The organism is Peristeroidobacter agariperforans, assembly GCF_004138335.1.
GTDB lineage: Bacteria > Pseudomonadota > Gammaproteobacteria > Steroidobacterales > Steroidobacteraceae > Steroidobacter > Steroidobacter agariperforans.
Genome location: NZ_RYFW01000004.1, coordinates 309,755 through 329,554, shown reverse-complemented (window position 1 = coordinate 329,554; position 19,800 = coordinate 309,755). Strand labels below are relative to the sequence as shown.

Annotated in this window: 15 protein-coding genes; 5 read left to right on the top strand and 10 right to left on the bottom strand. The window is 61.4% G+C overall.

Annotation, left to right across the window (positions count from 1 at the left end):
• Nucleotides 1-39 precede the first annotated feature (39 nt).
• On the bottom strand, nucleotides 40-2,880 hold the full coding sequence (locus EK373_RS27275) for a TonB-dependent receptor (protein WP_129647694.1): 2,841 nt from the start codon (nucleotides 2,878-2,880) through the stop codon (nucleotides 40-42).
• A gap of 496 nt (nucleotides 2,881-3,376) precedes the next feature.
• On the opposite strand from EK373_RS27275, the gene EK373_RS27270 reads away from it, so the two are divergent.
• Nucleotides 3,377-4,150, top strand: a complete 774-nt coding sequence (locus EK373_RS27270; protein ID WP_129647692.1) for an IclR family transcriptional regulator — start codon at nucleotides 3,377-3,379, stop codon at nucleotides 4,148-4,150.
• Here EK373_RS27270 and EK373_RS27265 read toward each other — a convergent pair.
• The 6 genes from EK373_RS27265 to EK373_RS27240 form a co-directional block, all read right to left on the bottom strand.
• Complete coding sequence (locus EK373_RS27265; RefSeq protein ID WP_198683688.1) at nucleotides 4,128-4,502, bottom strand: c-type cytochrome; 375 nt, start codon at nucleotides 4,500-4,502, stop codon at nucleotides 4,128-4,130. The two genes, EK373_RS27270 and EK373_RS27265, sit on opposite strands and share 23 nt — an antisense overlap.
• 12 nt (nucleotides 4,503-4,514) lie before the next feature.
• Entirely contained in the window at nucleotides 4,515-6,284 is a 1,770-nt protein-coding gene (locus tag EK373_RS27260) for a GMC family oxidoreductase (RefSeq protein WP_129647690.1), read from the bottom strand.
• Between the two features lie 2 nt (nucleotides 6,285-6,286).
• A complete protein-coding gene (locus EK373_RS27255) occupies nucleotides 6,287-7,030 on the bottom strand; it encodes a gluconate 2-dehydrogenase subunit 3 family protein (RefSeq protein WP_129647687.1) in 744 nt (247 codons plus the stop codon).
• Nucleotides 7,031-7,054: 24 nt separating this feature from the next.
• Complete coding sequence (locus tag EK373_RS27250) at nucleotides 7,055-8,383, bottom strand: MFS transporter (protein WP_129647685.1); 1,329 nt, start codon at nucleotides 8,381-8,383, stop codon at nucleotides 7,055-7,057.
• Nucleotides 8,370-9,761 (bottom strand): amidohydrolase family protein, encoded by a 1,392-nt coding sequence (locus EK373_RS27245; RefSeq protein WP_129647683.1) that lies wholly within the window; start codon nucleotides 9,759-9,761, stop codon nucleotides 8,370-8,372. The genes EK373_RS27250 and EK373_RS27245 overlap by 14 nt, the downstream gene beginning before the upstream one ends.
• A 173-nt stretch (nucleotides 9,762-9,934) precedes the next feature.
• Nucleotides 9,935-10,651, bottom strand: a complete 717-nt coding sequence (locus EK373_RS27240) for a GntR family transcriptional regulator (protein WP_129647681.1) — start codon at nucleotides 10,649-10,651, stop codon at nucleotides 9,935-9,937.
• Between the two features lie 138 nt (nucleotides 10,652-10,789).
• Here EK373_RS27240 and EK373_RS27235 point away from each other — a divergent pair, with 138 nt between their 5' ends.
• Both EK373_RS27235 and EK373_RS27230 read left to right on the top strand, forming a co-directional pair.
• Nucleotides 10,790-12,019, top strand: a complete 1,230-nt coding sequence (locus EK373_RS27235; protein ID WP_129647679.1) for an iron-containing alcohol dehydrogenase — start codon at nucleotides 10,790-10,792, stop codon at nucleotides 12,017-12,019.
• Nucleotides 12,020-12,036: 17 nt separating this feature from the next.
• A complete protein-coding gene (locus EK373_RS27230; protein WP_129647676.1) occupies nucleotides 12,037-13,521 on the top strand; it encodes an NAD-dependent succinate-semialdehyde dehydrogenase in 1,485 nt (494 codons plus the stop codon).
• A gap of 47 nt (nucleotides 13,522-13,568) precedes the next feature.
• Here the strand turns inward: EK373_RS27230 and EK373_RS27225 are convergent, their stop codons facing one another.
• From EK373_RS27225 to EK373_RS27215, 3 genes are read right to left on the bottom strand one after another with little or no spacing between them, the layout of a single operon-like run.
• Nucleotides 13,569-14,351: an enoyl-CoA hydratase gene (locus tag EK373_RS27225; RefSeq protein ID WP_129647674.1), complete on the bottom strand. Its 783-nt coding sequence runs from the start codon at nucleotides 14,349-14,351 to the stop codon at nucleotides 13,569-13,571.
• A complete protein-coding gene (locus EK373_RS27220; protein ID WP_198683686.1) occupies nucleotides 14,348-15,565 on the bottom strand; it encodes a CaiB/BaiF CoA transferase family protein in 1,218 nt (405 codons plus the stop codon). The genes EK373_RS27225 and EK373_RS27220 overlap by 4 nt, the downstream gene beginning before the upstream one ends.
• A 7-nt stretch (nucleotides 15,566-15,572) precedes the next feature.
• Complete coding sequence (locus tag EK373_RS27215) at nucleotides 15,573-16,892, bottom strand: MFS transporter (RefSeq protein WP_129647672.1); 1,320 nt, start codon at nucleotides 16,890-16,892, stop codon at nucleotides 15,573-15,575.
• Nucleotides 16,893-16,966: 74 nt separating this feature from the next.
• On the opposite strand from EK373_RS27215, the gene EK373_RS27210 reads away from it, so the two are divergent.
• Together EK373_RS27210 and EK373_RS27205 are read left to right on the top strand one after the other, a co-directional pair.
• Complete coding sequence (locus EK373_RS27210; protein ID WP_198683685.1) at nucleotides 16,967-17,884, top strand: cupin domain-containing protein; 918 nt, start codon at nucleotides 16,967-16,969, stop codon at nucleotides 17,882-17,884.
• Nucleotides 17,881-19,788 carry a pyrroloquinoline quinone-dependent dehydrogenase gene (locus tag EK373_RS27205; protein WP_129647670.1) on the top strand — a complete coding sequence of 636 codons (1,908 nt, stop codon included), beginning with the start codon at nucleotides 17,881-17,883 and terminating at the stop codon, nucleotides 19,786-19,788. The genes EK373_RS27210 and EK373_RS27205 overlap by 4 nt, the downstream gene beginning before the upstream one ends.
• Nucleotides 19,789-19,800 lie beyond the last annotated feature (12 nt).

Genomic DNA, 19,800 nt, shown 5'->3' with positions numbered 1-19,800 from the left:
CGCCAAGGGGATAAATCGTCGACGCCTCCCCTTGCCATGTCACATCCGGAAGCGTGCGCCCAAGGCGTAGCGCCGACCGTAGGCAAACACGTCGAGCAACTGGTTATCGAAGCGGCCGTGCGTGCTCATCGTCTCGTTCGTGACGTTCAGCGCCTCGAAGAACACGTTGAGCTGCTCGGTGAACTGATAGCTGGTGCTCACATCGATCTGCAGACTCGAGTTGACGAACGTCGGCTCGGCGCCGAACTCGCTGTTGTTCTGGTTCTGACCGAACTGCAACAGGTATTCGTCTCGCCAGTTGCCGGCGACGCGCACCTCGAAGCCGTTCTTGTCATAGAACGCGACCAGGTTCGCGGAATCGGCGAGACCGGTCACCGCGAAGCCGCTCTGCGAGATGTCGTTGCGGTTAAAGGGCTTGTCGGTGTCCACCAGCGTGACGTTGGCATTGAAGCCGAACCCCGTGTCGCCGAACACGTGTTGCCACGCGAACTCGAATCCGTCCACGGTGGCATCGGGCCCGTTGACCCGCTGCGAGACCGTGTAGACCGCCGCCTGGCCGGTCGTGGGATCGATCACGCCATTGATGGTCTGGCGCTGCGTGCCCTGCACGATGAAGTTCGTCACATCCTTGATGAAGTAGTTCGCCGACGCATACGAGTTCTGCTGGTAATACCACTCGACCGCGAGGTCGAAGTTATCCGACAGATACGGCTTCAGTGCCGGGTTGCCGCCGTTGGCGGTCAGGGCCCCCACTCGCGGTAGCGCACCTACGTTCAACACCGGATTCAGGAAGTTGATCGCAGGCCTGGTCAAGGTGCGGGAGGCGCCGAAGCGGGCGTGAACTTCGGGCGTGATCTCCAGTTTCATGTCGAGGCTCGGCAGCAAATAGGAATATTTGCTCTTGGTCGTGATCGGCTGCGAGTCCGAGTACGTCGTCGACAGCAACGTGGGATCCGCCGCGCTCTGCGTCAAAAGGACAGGCAGGCGACCGACGCCCGAGGACTCGACGTGAGTGCGCTCGTTACGCACGCCCGCGCTGAAGTGGAACGGCCGACCGGCCAGGTCGACATCGAACTTTGCGCGCACGAATGTCGCCCAGGTCTCCTCGGTGATGTCTTGAACGCTGCCGGGATCGAGCGCGAGATCGAGCGAACCCGTATAGCTGCAGCACCCGTAGTTGAAGCCCGGGATGTTCTGCGCCTGCGGATTGCCCAGTCCCTGGAGATACGAGTACAAGCCGCGAGGATCGTACACGAGCAGTTGCGACGGCAACGCGCCCGCGCCCGCGAACCCTGGGATGAAGCCGCCGGTGCCGATGGTGCCTCGATACAGATCGGTCGGCACGATCACGCCAGAGCTGCGCCCCGAGGGCGCACCGTAGCCTGAATACGCCTGCCAGAAGTTGTTGGTGAACGTATTGCTCTGCTGCAGCTGGAAGTTGTCGTCCACAAAAGACGTGCCCGCGTCGAGTTGCAGGCCATCCTGCTTCCAGGTCGCCGTGATGCGCGCCTGCTTGAGCTCATCGGTGTTTTCTTGCTGCTGGCGCACCAGCACGTGTGAGCCGATCACCGAAGGATCGAGATAGCGCGATTGATCGCCGGCCGGACCATAGGTGGTCAACTGCGGAAAGGCGTCGCTGCTATCGCCGGTCACGCGCACGCCCAACGCGGTACCCAGAGCGCCGCCATAGCCGATGTCGGCATTGTCCACGCCCTCGCCGTCCGGATTCTGCTCGCTCTTGGCATACGAGGCATCGAAGTCGAACGACAGGTTGTCGGAGGCGTCCAGCTTCAGGTTGATGCCGATCTGATTGGTCTCGCGCACTTGATCCGTGATGCCGGCGTTCAGATCCATCGGCGTGCCCGGCTGGATGAAGTCGATCACCGTGCCATTGCCGTCGAACTGGACGTTGCGCAGATCGTCCCGGTTGAACCAGAGAGCGAAGCCGTACGTCTCGGTGACCAGCTTCTGGCGCGAATAGTTGTCGTCGACGGTGAGCAACATGCGATCCGACGGGCGCCACTGGAAGGCGATGCGGCCGTCGATGCGCTCATCGTTCACCTGCGACTGTTCGGCGCCGTATTGCTGCTGCCACCAACCCACGATGGTCCTGTTGGCCAGCGCCCCTGGAGGGCAAAAGGAAGTCCGCTGGCACTCCGCGAACCTGCCGCCTTCCCAACCGGAAACGAACACCCTGTTGGTGTCGGTGCTGCGCTCCGTATAGATCACGTCGGCCAGGACGCCGAACGTGTCGTTCGCGAAGGTGTTGCTGAACAACACGCCCGCCGTGGGCTTGATGTCACCGGCCTCATCCTGCATCGAGCCGGAGGCGCTCGTGACAAAACGCGGACCGGGCGCATCGAAGGGCTTCGGGAACATCACATTGACGGTGGCGCCGATCGAACTGGAGGACAGCGTGATATCCGGCGTCTTCATTACGGCCAGCGCCCCAACGAAGTCGGCGCCGACCGTGCTGAAGTCAACCGAACGCCCGCCAGCCGCGGTCGAAATGCGTCGACCGTCGTACAGTGTTTCGTTGAAGTCGCCGCCGAAGCCACGCACCGTGATGCCAGTCGGCTCGCCTCGTGTGCCTGCGCGTTGAATCGAGACGCCTGGCACGCGTTGCAAAGAGGCCGCGACGTTCGAGTCCGGGAACTTGCCGATATCCTCCGATGAAATCACGTCGACGACGCCGGTCGCCTCGCGCTTCATGTCCAGGTTCCGCTGTAGGGATTCCCTGATACCGGTAACAACTACTTCTTCAAGTTCACTGGTATTGGCGGGCGCGGATGAACCCTCTTGCGCTCCAGCTGGCGCAGAGCTTGCTAGCGCTAACAAAATTGCGGCGCGTAAAACGCCGTTCCTGGTCAACGACTGCATCGATATTCCCCCTAGAAGTCCCATCCTGTTATCGGATGTGGTCTGTGGCGTACTTATCACCGCGACGCCAATCGCGTCAATACTCGGACAATTACTTTTAGCCAACCCTTCTCGAACGATCAGATCCATCCAAATGCGTGCACGCGCGCGTCGTCGATTGATCGAAAATCATCGAGCGGCACTCCGGGCGCTCACAACTTCACTCATCGTGGATGAGTGTGCTCCAGAAGAAAAATCTGTCGTCTGCTCTCTCGCGCAAAGAAACCCGATGCGCAAGGCGATACCTCGAAAGAAATATTGTCGCGCTCACTATCGCCCGGCATCGAAGATTCCGGGCGTGCGTGTAACGATCTCAGGCGACGATACACTCTTTCACAAATACAATCTACTTCATTACTGAAATACAGCAAATTTGTCGAATCGCACTCGACTTGCCCCGATAACGCACTGTTTTAATTCCAGGTAACCGGTGGCAGCGAGGATTTATAATGGAGGCATGAAGCGACACGAAACCAAACAGCGCAAATACAGTGCTCCCGCGCTCGAAAAAGGCCTGGACATTCTCGAACTGCTGGCCGCGCGCGGCGAACCGCTGACCATGTCACAAATGGCCACCGAGCTCGGCCGCTCCGTGGGCGAGGTGTTCCGGATGATCGAAGCGTTGATACGTCGTGGTTACATCGCTCCCGCCGAGACCGCTGAAGGGCTCGAGCTCACGGACAAGTTGTTCGCTCTCGGGCTCGCACGTGCGCCGGCAAAGAGCCTGCTCGAACACGCACTGCCCGAGATGAGAAAGTTAGCGCGCACGATCGGCCAATCGTGCCACCTTGCAGTAGCAAGCGATGAGCAGATGGTCGTCATTGCGCGCATCGAAGCGCCGGGCAATGAAGGCTATTCAGTGCGAGTCGGCAACCGCCGGCCCTTGGTTGCGTCTACGTCGGGATTGGTGCTCTATGCATTTCAACCTCCAAACATTCGGACGGAATGGCGCAAACGTCTTGCTGCCACCGTGAGCAGCAAGGTGTGGAAAGGTTTCGAAGAGCGGGCCGCTGCTGCTCGGACCAAAAAGCACGTACGCGCAGACAGCGACGTCACTCGCCACATCGTCGACCTCTCAGCACCGGTCATGTCGATCGACAGGGTTGCGGCCGCGTTGACCTGCCCTTACATCGAAACTCCCAAGGCGCTGCCAATCAAAGAAACCATCACTGCAATCCGAAGCGCCGCCGATGAGATTTCGGCAAAGCTCACTCCGCCTTCTGCTGCTTGAGATACGCAATCAGGTTGACGAGATCCGCATCGTTCGCCAGCCCCGGGAATACCATCTTGCTGCCCGGCACGAGCTTTTCCGGTCCTTTCAGATACTGCACGAGCGTGGGCTCGTCCCACGTGAGGCCGGACTTCCTCATCGCTGAGGAGTAGCGATAGCTCGGATAAGTGCCTGCAGGCCGACCAACGACGCCGTTCAGTACCGGCCCGACACTGTTCTGAGCGCCTGCGCCCACGGCGTGACACGCCGAGCATTGCGCAAACACCGTCGCACCCGCCGCGGCATCACCGTCGGCCCGTGCTGAAGACATCAATGCCAGCGCAAGCAGGCCGGCGATCGGGATTCGTTTCACCTTGATCCTCTCTCAAACAGTCACCAGGCGCTCCGGCCGTTTCAGATACTGATCCTTCAACGTATCGGCGAGTCTATACGCCAACGCGCCGACCGGCCCGGTCGGATTGCGTCCGGCGTTCTGTGGAAACACGCTGGAGCCCACCACGAACACGTTGGAAACATCCCAGCTCTGCAGGTGCTTGTTCAAGGCGCTGGTCCGCGGATCGTCGCCAAACACGGTTCCACCCGTGTTGTGCGTCGTCTGGTACGGCACGATCGAATAGCGTCCGCGATCGCGTCGGCTCAATACCTGTTCGGCTCCCATCTCTTTGGCGATGTTTGCACAGATGCCGCGCGCGAACTCCATTTGCCGGAACTCGTTTTCCTGCCAGTCGAACGTGAGTCGCAGCATCGGGCGGCCGAAAGAATCGGTATAGGTCGGGTCGAGGTCCAGATAGTTCTGCCGATAGGACATCACCGAGCCTTGATTGCCTACCGCAGTCATCCGGTGATACGTCTCGACGACCGCCTTCTTCCACCCTTTGCCCCAGCGCGGCGACCCTGGCGCAGTGGGATGTCGCCCGATCGGCGCCCCGCTGTTGCTGCCGCTGCTGATCCCACCCCCACCGATGAATCCCAGCTTCGCGAAATCAGGATTGTCGCTGTTGAAGTCATCGATCCAGGTGCCGAGCGCGCCCGAGCCCATGAACGGATTGAAGTATGTGTCCTTGGGAAACAACGCGGCCACACCGCCCATCGATTGATAAGCATAGCTTCGGCCGACGACACCGCTGTTGCGCTTGAAATCGAACGGCTTGCCGATTTGTGAGTGGAGCATCAAGTGCACGTTGCCGAACACGTACGCTGCCAGGATCACCAGGTCTGCCGGCTGCTCGAACTCGCGGCCGCCCGCATCCAGGTATGTGACGCTCACGGCGCGCTTGCGCCTTGAGTCGAGGTTCACCTTCATCACGTAGCTGTTGGTGCGCGCTTCGAAGTTCGGGTTCTTGTGAGCGAGCGGGATCACGGTGAAGTGAGGACTGGCCTTCGCATTGGCCTCGCAGCCATAGGCGGTGCAGAAGCCGCAGTAGTGACACTGACCGAGCGCGACACCGTCCGGGTTCACATACGGACGCGACGCATTGGATGCAGGCACTGGGAAGGGGTGATAACCCAGGTTGCGCGCGGCCTTTTCGAACAAGACCATGTTGTGCGATTGAGTCAGCGGCGGATTCGGAAACTCGTTCGCGCGCGGCGCTTCGAAGATGTTTCCACCGTCGATCTTCTTGCCTTGCAGGTTGCCGGCTTTGCCCGACGTGCCGCAGACTTTCTCGAACTTGTCGTAGTACGGCTCGAGCTCGTGGTAGTCGATCGGCCAGTCCTGCAAATTCATGTCGGCTGGAATGATGCTCTTGCCGTGCTTTGCCACGGTGCCCGAGTACATCTTGTGCTCCCACTCCGTCCAGCGCCAGTGCAAGCCCGACCAGTGTGTGCCCGCGCCACCGACACCCTCGCCCGGCAGGAACGAGCCCAGCTGTCGCATCGGCAACGCCAGCTGCGACGGGTCGTTGCGGAAGGTCAATGTTTCCTTGCGCAGATTCTGAATCAGCTCGTGGCGGCGCGAATAGCGCAGCTCATCGTGAACCTGCGGCGCCATGAAATCGGGATTGGTCGCGCGCGGTCCGCCACGCTCGAATGCGACTATCTTCAGGCCCGTGGCAGCAAGCTCCTTGGCGACGATGCCGCCGGCCCATCCCAGGCCGACGATTGCGATATCGACTGGTTTCAGTTTCGTGGCCATCGTCACAACAGGTCCTGAATGCTCATGGGCTCGCTCATGTACTTCTTGTTGCGATATGCCTCGATCTTGTCGGCGTACATGGAGCCGATGCCCGGGAAGCCGATCATCTTCCACGACGCCTTGCCTTTGTTGCCGCCGTGAAGCGGATCGGCGAAGTAGCCCTGCATGGTGAGGTCATACAGCAGATTGAAGAAGATCGCGGTGGGCACGGTCGGCAATTGAATCTCGCGCTTCTCCAGCTGCGTCAGGACGGCAACGCGATCCGCTTCGCCAAGCGCATCGAACGTGCGCTTGTATTGGTCGCGGACGTGAGCGTTGACATCGAGAATCCCGTTGCGAATCAGCTCGCTCGGCGTCATGCGCAGCTGATAGCCCTGCTGCGGCGTTCCTTCGATGAACGGTCCCTGCAGGTACATGCGATCGCCACGGCCGTAGCCGGAGTTCAATTGCCGATCGATGAACACCGCGACGCCCAACTCCAAAGCCCCGGGCCCAACGTCGTCGGGTGGAATCAACGTATCAACGGCAGCTTCTACGAACGCGGCTTCATCGCCATTGAGGAACTCGTAGACGGGCACCGGCTCATCGGCGGGGCTTGCAGCCTTCGGCGCCGGATGATGCATGGCGCCTTCGGCGGCTGCGCCACCGATCGGCAGCGCGCCGGTAGCTGCACCCGCGCCGAGGAGTTTCAGCCATGCGCGCCGATTCACAGTCTTCGGCTCGGCATTGTTTTCGTCAGTCATCATCCCCCCGATCGACACCACTGCGCTCTAGGACACAGCAGCGTCCTCATAGACGCGTTTCGATGCATCGATGCGCGTGAACAATATGGCGGCCACCAGCGCGTAACCTGCGAGAACAAGGAACGCAGTTGTCCAGCCGCTCGCGGTCACGATGTAACCCGTCATCGCCGCGGCGATAGCAGCGCCCAGATTGCCGAAGGTATTCATCACCGCCGACACCGAGCCTGCGTACACTCCGCCGATATCCAGCGTCACCGCCCAGGAAACGCCGACGGTCAGCTCGATACCGAACACCGCGAGCGCGAAGTATCCGACGCTGACGAGCGGATCGCTGGCGAGACAGGCGAGCGGAATGGTGACGGCGGCGATCAAGAATCCCGGGATGGCAACGACGCGACGCGCGAACTTGAGATTGCCCGTACGCTTCAGCGCCAGATCAGAGAACCAGCCACCGCAGATATCGCCGGCAACACCGGCGAGCAGCGGCAGACTTGCGTAGATGCCCATCTGCTGGAGCTCGAACTGGCGCTCGGCGTGCAGATACTTCGGAAACCAGGTGAGAAAGATGCCAATGTCGTAGCCGTAACAGAAATACATGGCCGACAGCAGCCACATCTGCGGGCTGCGCAAAATCCGCCGCCACGGCACCACCTTCGATCGATTGGCTGTGTTACCCAACGCACTGGCGATCAGCTCGCGCTCTGCGGCGTTGACCATGTGGTGTTCGTTCGGGGAATCCCGATAGAACCAGTACCAGATCCCGGCCCACAACAAGCCGAGCACCGCGAAAATATAGAATGGCGCACGCCAGCCGTAGTGAGCGATGATGAAGACGACGACGATCGGCGTGAGCGCGCCACCGAGACGTGAGCCCGCGTGCGTAATGCCTTGTGCAAAACCCCGCTCCGAGGGCAGCATCCAACGCGACAGCGATCGGGTCGCGATCGGAAAGGCGCCCGCCTCTCCCATTCCAAACAGAAATCGGCAGACGATCATGGAAGTCGCCGACCACGTCAGCGCCGTAGCCGCGGTGAACGCGGACCACCACGCGACAATCGCGGGAAGCGCACGTCGCGGCCCGAAGCGGTCTCCCAGCCAACCGCCCGGAATTTGAAACAGCGCATACGACAATTGATAGGCGCCGAGAATCCATCCCATCGTGACGATGGAGAAGCCGAACTCTTCCTGGATCGAGGGCACGGCCGCCGAGATCACCACTCGATCGATGTAAGTGATCATGTAGGCAGCGACAGTGAGCCACAGCACTGTGTGGCGCACGCGCGTCGGCGCGATCACCGCGGCTTGATCCAAGGCCGCGGCAATCGGCTTTACGATTGCAGCATCACCGTTCGCCATGTTCACCACCGCTCGATCCGCCCTTACACTCCTTTGCAGCACGACCCGTGCAGACCGACCAGATGGTGGGAACTGACATGCCTGCCACGTACACGGAGTGAATCGTTCTGGTGTTCCGAATGTCCGCGACTGGGTCCGCATCGAGCACCAGCAGATCGGCGCTCTTGCCCGGTTCGATCGTGCCTAGATCTTTTGCGCCGATCAGCTTCGCGTTCGTGCTGGTGGCCGCTGTCAGAGCCTGTAGCGGCGACAATCCCGCTTGCACCATCAACTGCAGCTCCCAGTGCAGGAAATGTCCGGAGAAACGCCCGGACGGCCCGCTATCGCTGCCGACTCCGTAGCGCACGCCGGCTTGGATCTCGCGACGAGTGTTTGCCAATGCCGTGTCGAGGACGCCCTGGTACTGGCTGAAGTGTTTGCCAGCGGCGAGCTTTTGCTGTCGCTCCGGACTCTTCAGTGTCGCCAGCGCGGCCGGTGTGATCGAGCGATTGAAGAAGGGATCGTCGAGAAATGGCAACTTCGTATAAGTGAACGACGCTTCGCGGCTGAGCGTCGCGGCCATCTGGGCGATGTCTTTCCGCTTCATTTCATCCAGCAGCGCCTGGTCCACGGGCAAGTCACGTACGCTGTGCGCGAAGCCATCGACACCTTGCGACGCCAGTGTCCTGGCGTTTTCCAGATAGAAGATATGAGCGATCGCGCGCAGGCCGTGCTTGTGCGCCTGATCGATGATGGCCTTGCTGATGTCGGCCGGCATGCGTGAGGGCAGATCGCCGAACTCGTCGTCGACCCACAATTTGATGAAGTCGACGCCTTTCGCTACTTGCTCATCGACGGCTCGGCGCGCCTCGGCCGGATTTGCAACGGGTTTGTTCAGTCCGGCGACGCCGCCGTAAGAACTTTTGAACATCAGTCCCTGTCCGGACGTGTACACACGCGCCATGTCGGACTGCGCTTTGCGTTGGTCCGCGCGAATGCCGAATATCACATCCGTGTCCGTGCCCAGCACTTGAACGGCAGTGACTCCGTAGGCTGCATAGATGCGCAGTTGCTGCTGCACCAACTCGCGAGAGTAGAAATTGATGTCTTGTGCGAGGTCGTGAACCAGTCCGACGTGCACGTGGTTATCGATGAGCCCGGGCGTGACGAACTTCCCGGCCAGATTCACTACGGTCGCGCCACTGGGTAGTTTCAGGCTCTTCTGCGAGCCCACCCACGAGATGCGGCCGTTCTCGAAAATCAATGCTGAGTCGGCAGCCGGAGCCCGGCCCGTCCCATCTATAAGAGTGAAGTTCGTGAGCACTGTCGTCGCGGCCTGTGCCACGGACAGCGCCGCCAAACCGAGCAACGCAGCGACGACACGGACTACTAACTGCACTCTTCCCCCTCCAGCACCCGGCGCTCATTGCGGCGCGTTGGGCAGCCTATATCCTATATCATATCGGCATGATTGCGGCGGCACGCCCGAAAAGTCAAATGGTATCGGTATCAAATCTGGAGCCGGTGCTCCAGAGGCGTGAACTGGGGCGGGGGATTGCGGGCGGGGCGTCGCTATTCGCGCGTGAATTTCACGAGGCGTTGATAGGACTTCTCGAGGTGGGTGCGCATGGCGGCTTCAGCCAGATCGGGATCGCGCTGCTGCAGAGCTTTGGTCACCTGCGTGTGCTCGGCGACCGCTTCGTTGGTCACCTCGCGATGAAAGCGCAGCCGGAAGATGTGCAAATGAATGTGCAACCGGCTGAGCGACTCCACGATCAGGTTGTTATTGCTGCCGCGGGCAATCTGTTCGTGAAACTCTGCATCCTGATCGGCGAACTGGTCGTAAAGAGTGCGCGATTGCGCGGCCTGATCGGGATTCATCTCGAGCGCCAGTCCGCACAGATCGATCAACGCTCTATCGCTCATGCGCTCGGCCGCACATCGCGCGGCATAAGGCTCCAGGAGCAGCCGGATCTCGAACAGTTCCTCGAATTGCTTGCGATTGAGCGTCGGCGCCGTGCAATAGCCGATGAAGCGCTGCTTGGTCACCAGACCGTTGGCCTCGAGCATGCTGAGCGCTTCGCGAATCGGCGTCTGCGAGATGCCGAACTCGCGCGCCATGCTATCCACCGAGATGCGGGTGTTGGGTGGAATCTTCAGCGACATGATGTCTTCGCGAATGCGGCTGTACGCATCCTCGACGAAACCGGACGCCCGTTTGATCTGACGCGGGTTCTCCGGCGCAGCCGCGACCGGCGCTACTCGGGGGTTCTTGGAATCGATGCTCATAAGATTTGGCAATGCACGTCATTGGCCAACGGTGTGGGGTGCATTGTCGTTCACCGTGCGTAGCAATTCTATCATATATGATATAGGATGCTCAGTAGCGGGACGGTACTGTCGCCGGCCACCACAGTAGAGACCTTTATGAGCCTATTTGGCGCCATGCGGCTGCCTAGATCCGTGTTATTCGGTTCCGGCCAACGTCAGGCGCTGCCGGCGGTGGCGCGGCAGTTTGGCCGGCGCGTGTTGATCTGCACCGACCCGAGACTCGGCGCCGACCGTGAGCTCGAAGCACTCGTGACCGGTCTCGAGCGACTCGGCTCGACGACACTCGTGTACGACCGCACACTGCCGGACTTGCCGACCGAATCCATCATGGATTGTCTGCGCACGGCGGCGAGCTTTACGCCCGAAGTAGTCATCGGCATCGGCGGCGGCAGCTGCATGGACATGGCCAAAGCTGTGTCGGTACTGCTCACTCACGGCGGTGAGCCGTCTGCGTACTACGGCGAATACAAAGTGCCCGGCCCGGTCATCCCGCTGATCGCGGTACCGACGACATCCGGCACTGGATCGGAAGTGACACCGGTATCGGTGGTGGCAGACACGGCCAAAGGAACAAAGATCGGTATCGCGAGCCCGTATCTCATTCCGCAAGTGGCGGTGTGCGATCCGGAGCTGACGTTGAGTTGTCCTCCGGCGCTGACGGCATGCTCGGGCGGCGACGCACTCACGCACGCGATCGAGTCCTTTACCGCCTTGGCGCGGCCTGTAAGCGCCGACCTGACCCTGCAGCACGTGTTCGTCGGCAAGAACGCGCTCTCGGATCATTTCGCTCTGCTGGCGATCGCTTCGATCTGGAAGAGCCTCTACCCCGCCTTTATCAATGGCAAAGATCTGCAGGCGCGCGAGAACCTCATGATGGGAGCGCTTGCCGCGGGCTGCGCATTTGGAACGGCAGGAACCGCCGCCGCACATGCAATTCAGTATCCCGTCGGAAATGCCACGCACACGGCACATGGCGATGGCGTAGCGTCTTTGTTGCCGTATGTGATGGAGTTCAATCGTCCCGCTTGCGTCGACAGCTTTGCGCAAATCGCTCGCATGCTGGGGCTGGGCGTTGCCAGCAGCACCGATGATGATCTGTCGCACATCCTCATCGATGAAGTGGCGCGACTGCTCGCGTCCGTCGGCATTCCGCGCACGTTGAAGGATCTCGGGCTCGCGGCTGACAAGCAGCAATGGACGGCAGAAAGCGCCATTTCGATTCAGCGCCTGGTTAAAAACAATCCCCGACCGCTGGATTTGCCAGCGATGCAGGCCATCACCGCCGCCGCCTATTCCGGCGATCGAGCCGCACTTCGCCACGCCTGATCCCGAACTCTCCTGCCATGAAATCCACGAACAACTATCTACTGCCCTCCTCTTCTGCCCAGCCGGGACGCGCGATTCCCACGGATCTGTTGATTGGCGATCGCTGGCGCGGTGGCGCTGAAGGCCAGCGCATCGATGTCATCAATCCCTCGACCGGCGAAGTGCTCGCTTCGGTCGCGGATGCCACGATCAAGGATGGAATCGAATCGATCGAAGCCGCGTCGCGAGCTGCGCCCGCCTGGGCCGCGACGCCACCGAGAAAGCGCGCCGAGTTGTTGCGCTCGTGTTTCGAACGGATGGTCGCCAATAGCGAATGGCTGGCTCAACTGATCTCGCTCGAAAACGGCAAGGCGCTCGCGGATGCAAAGAGCGAAGTGCTGTACGCCGCGGAGTTCTTCCGGTGGTACGCCGAAGAAGCCGTGCGCCTGGAAGGCGAAATCAGCACCGCACCCAGCGGCGCCAACCGGATCGTGGTGATGTATCAGCCGATCGGCATCTCGCTGTTGATCACTCCTTGGAACTTTCCAGCTGCGATGGCCACTCGCAAGATCGCGCCGGCGCTCGCCGCGGGCTGCACTTGTATCCTCAAGCCCGCAGAAGAAACACCGCTCACCGCGTACGCCGTTGCCCAGATCATGTTGGACGCCGGCATTCCGCCGGGCGTGGTGAACGTGATCACGACCAGCGAGCCGGCGGCGGTGGTGAAAGCCCTGCTGCACGAGGGCAGGATTCGGAAACTTTCCTTTACGGGATCCACCGAAGTGGGCCGGCTCCTGCTGCGCGAAGCCGCCGACACCATCGTCAACTGCTCCATGGAACTGGGCGGCAACGCGCCGTTTCTGGTGCTGAACGATGCCAACATTGCAGACGCCATCGCAGGCGCGATGATCGCGAAAATGCGTAACGGCGGCGAAGCCTGTACCGCGGCGAATCGTTTCTATGTCCAGCGCGGCGTCTACGAAGAATTCAGCAAGCAGCTGGTGGCCAAGATGGCAGCCGTCAAGCTCGGCGATGGCTGCTCGCCAGACAGCGGCTGCGGCGCACTCATCAATCAGGCGGCGGTGGCCAAGATCGAGTCGCTGGTCGCGGACGCTGTGAAGCGAGGCGCACGCGTGCTGTTGGGCGGCGCCACGCCGTCACGGCCAGGATTCTTTTATCCGCCAACCGTGTTGAGCGACGTTCCTGCAGGTTCGGAGATCCTCAAACAGGAGATCTTCGGCCCGGTCGCCGTACTCATGCCCTTCGATTCGATTGATGAAGCGATCGCGCTTGCGAATGACACCGAGTACGGGCTGGTTGCGTATCTCTACACGGGAGATCTAAAGACCGGGCTGCGCATCGCCGAGCGGCTCGAGAGCGGCATGATCGCGCTCAACCGCGGCCTGGTGTCGGACGCGGCCGCTCCCTTCGGCGGCGTGAAACAGAGCGGCCTCGGACGCGAAGGCTCACATCACGGCATTCGTGAGTTCACCGAAGCCAAGTACATCGCCGTCGAGTGGTGATTACAAACTGACGTTGGCGGCCTCATGAGGGCCGCCATCCAGTACTCTCACTTGCCGCTCCATTGCGGCACACCTTTGTTCTTCGCGACGAAGTTCTGTACGCCGCGCTTGAAGTCTTCGCTGCCGTACACCTGCTCGATCAGATCATCGATGTTCGGCAGGTTCGCGGCGGTCAGTCGACGAATCATCTCCTTGCTGGCGCGAGTCGTCAGGGGCGCATTCGAAACCGCACGCTGACAAACCGCCTCCACGGCGGCATCCAGCCCGCCGGCATCGACCAGGTTGTACAGCACTCCCCTGCTCATCATTTCCTGAGCGGAGATCACTTCTCCTAGCAACAACATTCGCTTGGCCATGGTGATGCCGATCGCGCCAGCGATGCGGGCGCAGCTGCTCATCGACAGACAGTTGCCGATGGTGCGCCCCAGCGGCGAAGCAAAGCGCGCATCGGGAGTGGCAATGCGAATGTCGGCAGCGCTGAAGATGTTCAACCCGCCGCCTACGGCCCAGCCTTCGATGATCGCGATGGTGGTCACCGGCAGCGCGTCGACCGCAGCCATGCACTCATCGATGTGTCGTTCGTATTCGATGCCGTCGCGCCCCGAGGTGAATCCGACGAAGCCACTGATATCCGTACCGGAGATGAACGCCTTGCCACCGACGCCGCGGAAGGTCACGGCGCGAATGCTTGGATCTTGCGCAATCTGCTTGCAAACATCGCGCAGGTCGCACCACATCTGATGCGTCAATGCGTTGTGCGCCGTCGGATTGTCGAACGAGATCCGAGCGACGGCGTCGCGTTTTTCGTAGACCAGCCTGGCTTCACTCATCGCGCGACTGCCTCTTGCCCGGAAGACTGCAGCAGGCCCTTCTCGATCAGCTCGCGACGAATCTCATCGCCATGCTGGTCGAGCAACGGTGGCGCATGGCGCACCTGCTGCGGGGTGCCGCGCATTTTGACCGGGAACCCCAGCGCGCGGAACGAGCCTTCGACCGGGTGTGGAATATTCATGACCATCTCGCGCGCAGCCACGTGGTCGCTCGCGAGAGCCTGTTCGTAGTTGTAGATCGGGCCCGCCGGCACGCCGGCAGCCAACAGCGATTCGACCCATTCGTGCACCGTGCGTCGCGCCAGCGTCGGCCGCAACTCCTCGATCAAGTCGATGCGGTTGGTGACTCGCAAGGCATTGGTGACAAATCGCGCATCCGAGCTCAGCTCCGGCCGCTGCACCACCTCGAGGAAAGTGAGCCAGAGCTTCTGATTGGCCGCACCGATGACGAAGTAGCCATCGGAGGCCTGCACGGCTTGATACGGCGCGGACATGCGATTCGCACTGCCGATCGGTTGCGGGGATTTGCCGGTGCCCCAGAATTCGGTGGTCTCCCACACGGACAATCCCAGCGCGGCTTCCAGCAGCGAGGCGTCGATGAACTGGCCGCGGCCGGATTTTTCTCTGCCCATGAGCGCACTCAGAATGCCGTAGGTAGCAAACAAGCCCGCGCCAAGATCTGCCACTGGAATACCGTTCTTGACCGGCTCGGAGCCGGGCAATCCGGTGGCGCTCAATGCGCCGGACATCGCTTGCGCAATCAAGTCGAATCCAGGACGTTGCGCCCACGGACCCGTCTGACCGAATCCCGAAATGCTCGCGTACACCAGCCGCGGATTCAGTGCCGACAGCGTTTCGTAACCCATGCCGAGACGAGCTGCGACGCCCGGGCGCGCATTCTCAACGAGCACGTCTGCGGTCTTGACGAGCGCGTACAGCACGTCACGATCCGCGGGATTCTTCAGATCCAGAGCGATACTTCGCTTGTTGCGATTGAGCGCGAGAAAGCCCGGGCTGTCCTCGCCTTTCAAACGAAATCCCATCGAGTGACGCGTGGAATCGCCCACCTTTGGCGGCTCGATCTTGATGACATCGGCCCCCATGTCCCCCAACAACATGCAGCAGAAGGGCCCCGCCATCACTTGCGTGATATCCAGCACGCGGATCCCCGCCAGGGGCAGGCCCGCCTTCTCGTTCTGAGTCGATGTATTCACGTCCGTCTCATGTCACTAAGCGATGTTCGTCAAGGCGCCGCGTCGGATCGACCAGCAGCCACGCAAAGGCGCCGATCACGGCGAGCGCCGCTGCCACGAAGAAGGCAGATTTCCATCCGAGCCCGGCGGCGATCCAAGGCGTCAGCGATGCGGTGATGGCCCCGCCCACCTGACATCCCATGTTCATCACGCCAGCCACCACTCCGGCATGCGGCCCGGCAAAGTCTGCAGTCACCGACCAGTATGCGCTCTGCGAGAGATAGATGGCGCCGGCGCCGCCGGCCAGGATCACGGTCGCTACGCCGGCACTATCGGCCATCGACCCCAAGGCCAAAAATATCGCGGTCAACAGCAACGCAACCACCGGCAAACCGCACCGGCCCCATCGCAAGCCATGGCGTTTGACCAAAGCATCGTTGATCACGCCACCCAGCAGACAGCAGATCGTCATGGCGATGAAGGGCAACATGCTGTAGAGCGCACTGGTCTTGAGGTTCAACCCGCGCGCTTCGGCCAGATAGATAAAGAACCAGCTGAAAAAAATCCACACCACGTAGCCGAACGTGAAGTAGCTGATCGTGAGCGCCCACACATCACGGTTGGCGAAAATACGCCGCCAGGGAATCGGCGGTCGCGCCGTCGGGCCGGCGGCGTCGATGCCCGCTCGAATCTGCTCGAGCTCCGCATCGGAAACGCGCGGATGTTCCTCAGGACGGTCGCGAGCGGCGACATACCAGAGCAGCCCTGCGATACATCCGATGATGGCGCAGAACCAGAAGGACGCGCGCCAGCCATATGATTCGATGATCGCATTCAAGATCGGAGGTGTGAGGCCCGCGCCCGCGCCAACACCGGCAAAAATCCAACCATTGGCCTTGCCGCGCTCCTGCACCGGGATCCAACGAGCCACGAACTGGTTGGCGGCGGGATAAACGACCGATTCGCCAACGCCCAAGCCGAAGCGCACCAGAATGAGCGCAAGCAAGGCGTGACCCGCGGTGGGTGAAACAATCGCAGTCAGCGCCGTGAACACGCCCCACCACAGGACTCCGAGGGTCAGGATGTTCCTTGGCCCCAGGCGCACCGCGAGCCAACCCGCGGGAATCTGAAATCCCGCATAACCGATCAGGAACGCACTGAACACCCAGCCCAGTTGAACCTGGCTCAGGCCGTACTCCTGCGCAAGCGCGACACCGGCAATGGAAATGTTGGTCCGGTCCAGAAAGGCGACCGTGCTGAGAAGAAACAGCACGAACACCAGTAAGAAGCGCACCGGCACCACAGTCGGCCGGACCAGTTGTCGGACTTTTGTTGCTGTGGCCGTCATATCGTATATGCTATCGGATATGGTATGGGACAACAACGCTGCGGACGTAGATTCGTAGCGAGGGGGAAGAGCGCGTGACCAGCCGGGCCTTCATTGCATCGTTGCTCGTATCCGCCGCGACCTTCGCGGCCGATACACCGCAGCCCGCGACCAGCACGTCGCTGGAGCGGCGGATCGCGCACACAGATCCGACCACCTTTCGCTCCCTGACGGGTGTACACGGCGGCGCCGGGTCGATGGATTTCGGCGTGCTGCTCGGGACTGACGCGCTCGCCACCAACTTCATTTTTCTCCATCGCGGAGTGATCCAGCCGCGCAGCGGCATCGGCCAGCACTTTCACAACTACTGCGAAGAGATGTTCGTCATCCTCGATGGCGAGGCCGAGTTCACGATCGACGGACGAACCTCTCTTATTAAAGGTCCCGCCGGCGCGCCCAATCGACAGGGCCACTCGCACGCGATCTACAACCCCACCGATCGACCCATTCAGTGGTTGAACATCAATGTAGGCGCCTCGAAGACCTACGATGCTTTCGATCTCGGCGATGCGCGCGTCGGCGCGTCGCTCGACCCGGTGCCCCAGTTCATCTCGATGCGACTTGATCGCGATCTGTTGAAGCCCATCGATGCGATGCACGGCGGTAAAGGCCGCGTGCACTATCGTCGCGCGCTCGAACCCAGCGTGTTCTTCACCACCTGGTCTTACGTCGACCACCTCCTGCTGCCGCCCGGCACGAGCGTCGGGCCTGAGAGCCTGGCGGACATGAGCGAGGTCTACTACGTGATCTCCGGGTCCGGCACAGCAACCGTGGCTGCCGAGCGCGCCAGCATTCGCAGTGGCGATGCCATTGCGGTCGACGTTGGTCAATTGAAATCCATTAGCAATGAAAGCGCGGCTCCGCTGGAGCTCATGATCGTCGGCGTCGCGCGCGACATGGCCGCCAAGACCGCCCTACTCAATCAGCCTCGTCCTCCTCGGAAGCAACAATGAAGCGAACGATCGTCATCGCCGCCGCTGGCGCCCTGATGACCGCGTGCACCAGCACGCCAGTCTCGACGGACTGGCCTACCTATCATCGTGATGCGGGCGGCGCGCGCTTCTCGCCGCTCGATCAAATCACACCGGCAAATGTTTCCAAGTTGCAGGTCGCCTGGACGTACCACATGAAGCCGCCCAGTGCGACCCCGACGCCTGCGCCGCTGCCACCATCGAGCGACGCCGGCGACGAAATACCCGTGCGTCGCAGCCGCTTCATTCCTTCCGAGGCGACGCCCCTGGTCGTGAACGGCCGGATGTTTCTATCGACGCCGTATGGACGAGTCGTCGCACTGGATCCGGAGAACGGGCGCGAGCTCTGGGTGTACGAATTGCCCAATCACGATCAGCCCTCGACTCGCGGTGTCGAATACTGGCCGGGGGTATCCGACGCGGAGCCCGCAATCTTCTTCGGCACGCGCAGCGGCAAGCTCATCAAGCTGTCCGCGGCGACGGGCAAGCTCATCCCGAGCTTCGGTAAGGACGGGCTTGTAGACATGAAGACTCCCGAGGTCATGAATGGCGCGCCACGCGCCTCCTTGGGCATGAGCTCGCCACCGCTCACTTATAAGAATCTCGTCATCACCGGCTCACGCGTACAAGAAACGCCATCGCTGGGCGCTGCCGGCGACGTGCGTGCTTGGGATGCGCGCACCGGCGAGCTCGTGTGGACGTTTCACACTGTGCCCCGCCCTGGTGAATTCGGCCACGACACCTGGGAAGGCGACAGCTGGAAGAAGCGTTCCGGCGTGAATGTATGGACTTCGCTGGTGCTCGATGCCGAGCGAGGCATCGTGTACTTGCCCGTGGGCGCACCCGCTTTCGACCGCTGGGGCGGCGATCGCAAAGGCGCCAACCTGTTCAGCAATTCCATCGTCGCGGTTGAGGCGGCCACGGGCAAATACCTCTGGCACTTCCAGACCGTACACCACGATATCTGGGATCTCGATCTGCCGGCCGCCACGCTCGTGGATGTGAAGAAGAATGGCAAGACGATTCCCGCCATCGCCGTCATGAACAAGACCGCCATGCTGTTTCTGCTCGACCGCGTCAGCGGCCAGCCCATCTACGAGATCAAAGAAGCGCCGGTGCCTACGGAAACGGATATTCCGGATGAAACACCCTGGCCCACGCAGCCGATGCCCGTTGCGCCGCCGCCGCTCGCGCGCCTGGGATTCAAGATGTCGGATCTGGCCAATCTCACTCCGGAGCACCGCGCGTTCTGCGAGCAATTGATCCGCGAAAAGAACATTGTCGAGAGCCGCGCCTTTCAGCCGCTGCGCGGCGACTCCGCTGTTGCGAGCTTTCCCGGCAGTCTCGGCGGTATCGATTGGGGCGGCGGCGCATTCGACGCCCGGCTCGGCTACTTCGTCGTGAACATCAACGAGCTGGCCAGCCCGCAGCAGCTCGCGAAGCGACCCGACGGCTCGTGGGGATTGAAAGATGGTTACGTCTACTTCTGGAACCACGAGACGCGCCTGCCCTGTCAGCAACCGCCCTGGGGCAGCCTCGTCGCCGTGGACGTCAACACAGGAAACATTGCGTGGCGCTCGACTTTGGGCGTCAGCGACAACTTGCCCGAGCACCTGAAGAACACTGGCCGCATCAGCGCTGGCGGCCCGATCCTCACTGCCAGCGGATTGACCTTCATCGGAGCCACGGACGACAGCCGCATCCGCGCGTTCGACACGCGCACTGGTGCTGAACTGTGGACCTTCAAGTTGCCCGCATCGATCTACGGCACACCGATCACGTATCAGGGCAAGAGCGGCAAGCAATTCGTTGCCGCTGTGAACACGGGCGGCTTCGCCGGCAATGCGGTCGAGAGCGACACGGTCACCACGTTCGCACTCCCATAAGTGAAGTCACCC

Bases quoted from the DNA above. Each gene is read 5' to 3' on its own strand.
- EK373_RS27225 (WP_129647674.1), bottom strand. From the start codon at position 14,351: ATGAGTGAAGCCAGGCTGGTCTACGAAAAACGCGACGCCGTCGCTCGG.
- EK373_RS27270 (WP_129647692.1), top strand. From the start codon at position 3,377: ATGAAGCGACACGAAACCAAACAGCGCAAATACAGTGCTCCCGCGCTC.
- EK373_RS27260 (WP_129647690.1), bottom strand. From the start codon at position 6,284: ATGGCCACGAAACTGAAACCAGTCGATATCGCAATCGTCGGCCTGGGA.
- EK373_RS27215 (WP_129647672.1), bottom strand. From the start codon at position 16,892: ATGACGGCCACAGCAACAAAAGTCCGACAACTGGTCCGGCCGACTGTG.
- EK373_RS27255 (WP_129647687.1), bottom strand. From the start codon at position 7,030: ATGATGACTGACGAAAACAATGCCGAGCCGAAGACTGTGAATCGGCGC.
- EK373_RS27205 (WP_129647670.1), top strand. From the start codon at position 17,881: ATGAAGCGAACGATCGTCATCGCCGCCGCTGGCGCCCTGATGACCGCG.
- EK373_RS27230 (WP_129647676.1), top strand. From the start codon at position 12,037: ATGAAATCCACGAACAACTATCTACTGCCCTCCTCTTCTGCCCAGCCG.
- EK373_RS27240 (WP_129647681.1), bottom strand. From the start codon at position 10,651: ATGAGCATCGATTCCAAGAACCCCCGAGTAGCGCCGGTCGCGGCTGCG.
- EK373_RS27250 (WP_129647685.1), bottom strand. From the start codon at position 8,383: ATGGCGAACGGTGATGCTGCAATCGTAAAGCCGATTGCCGCGGCCTTG.
- EK373_RS27235 (WP_129647679.1), top strand. From the start codon at position 10,790: ATGAGCCTATTTGGCGCCATGCGGCTGCCTAGATCCGTGTTATTCGGT.
- EK373_RS27275 (WP_129647694.1), bottom strand. From the start codon at position 2,880: ATGCAGTCGTTGACCAGGAACGGCGTTTTACGCGCCGCAATTTTGTTA.